At 59.4% G+C, this 1,860-nt stretch carries 1 protein-coding gene; it reads left to right on the top strand.

Annotated elements, in window-relative coordinates; all coding sequences use genetic code 11:
• Positions 1 to 1,860 (top strand): hypothetical protein (locus tag ACUHMQ_RS02330; protein ID WP_445293834.1); only part of this gene is annotated, 1,860 nt, incomplete at both ends.

The raw sequence follows: 1,860 nt of genomic DNA, 5'->3' as shown, positions 1-1,860 counted from the left end.
CGTCAGTACCTGAGGGCAGATATCCAGGGAGATGGCCGGGATGACTGGGTGGAGGTGTATCAGGATGCACAGGGGATTGAACACCTACGTAATGCGATTAATCGGGGTGACGGGAATTGGGATTGGGGTAGTGATGTTGTGGTGGGTAAGAAGGCGCAGAGCCGTTACCTGGCAGCGGACCTGAACGGCGACGGCCGTACTGATGTGGTGCAGCTGTGGAAGAACGAAGCGGGTCAGGCAGTTGCGACAACGTGGTTGTCGGATGGCAATGGCTATATCCAGGGCAGCGACAGCGTGCTGGGTGCATGGCGCGATGAGGCAGTCTACCGCCTCGCGGACCAGGATGGTGACCACCGCGCCGACCTGGTGGGCACCTGGGTGGAAGAGGATGGTCGGCAGGTCATCGCCAGCTGGCGCAGCGATGGCGTCCAGTTCGTGCAACGTGGCGATTGGCGGCGCGATACCCGCTTTATCGAAGGCGACTTCAACGGTGATGGCCGCCTGGACTTGCTGGAAATCCGTCATGAGGCGGATGGCAAGGCGGTGGGCAAGCAATGGCTGGCAGGGGCTACGGGTTACACCGAAGGCGCAACCCTTCAGCTAGGTGACTGGCATGCCGATACGCAGTATCTGCTCGGTGATGTCAGCGGCGACGGCAAGTCTGACCTGGTAGCGGTACGCAAACGTCAGGATGGCAAGGCAGTCGCCACGATCCGCCTGACCACTGCGGATGGAATGGGCGAAGCGACAGAGCTGGAACTGGGTGCCTGGGTAGCAGAGACCCGCTATCTGCTGGGTGATGGCACCGGAGACGGTAAGGCCGATCTGTGGGTGGTGTCATTGGCAGCAAGTGCAAACAGACCTGTACAGGCTTGTTTGTGGCTCAGCGATGGTAAGACATTTAAGGAGGGGGCTACAGTTACTAGTGGCCTTCATTCGGATATCGCACAGCAGTATCAATTGGCCGACATCAATGGAGATGGCCGCAAAGAATTAACCGTATCGCGTTACTACGCCCCCACCAGTAACGACTATGTTCTCGTGTTCTTTGCCAGTGAAGACGGCACTTTGACGGCCAAGCAAGATAATGGGCATGTTTCTGGGACAACTCGTCAGTACCTGAAGGTGGATATCCAGGGTGATGGTCGTGATGACTGGGTGGAGGTGTACCAGGATGCGGAGGGGGTTGAACACCTGCGCAATGCAGTCAGCCATGGCAATGCGAGTTGGAACTGGGCGGGTGATGTTGAGGTAGGCAAGAAGGCGCAGAGCCGTTACCTGGCAGCCGATCTGAACGGCGATGGCCGTACCGATGTGGTGCAGCTGTGGAAGAACGAAGCAGGTCAGGCAGTGGCGACAGCGTGGCTGTCGAATGGTACTGGCTATACCCAGGGCAGCGACAGCGTGCTGGGTGCATGGCGTGATGATGCGGTCTACCGCCTGAGTGATCAGGATGGCGACCACCGTGCCGACCTGGTCGGCACCTGGGTGGAAGAGGATGGTCGTCAGGTCATTGCCAGCTGGCGCAGCGATGGCGTCCAGTTTGTGCAACGTGGCGATTGGCGGCGCGATACCCGCTTTATCGAAGGCGACTTCAACGGCGATGGCCGCATGGACCTGCTGGAAATCCGTCATGAGTCGGATGGCAAGGCCGTAGGCAAGCAATGGTTGGCAGGGGCGACGGGTTACACCGAGGGTGCGACGCTGCAATTGGGCGAATGGCATGCCGATACGGAATACCTGCTCGGTGATGTCAGCGGCGATGGCAAGTCTGACCTGGTAGTAGTACGCAAGCGCCAGGATGGCAAGGCAGTCGCCACCATCCGGCTGGCTACAGCCGATGGGCTGGGTGAAGCGACC

The organism is Chitinimonas violaceus, from assembly GCF_052601015.1.
The sequence above is the reverse complement of the archived record's forward strand: the minus strand, read 5'-3'. Positions and strand labels throughout refer to the sequence as shown.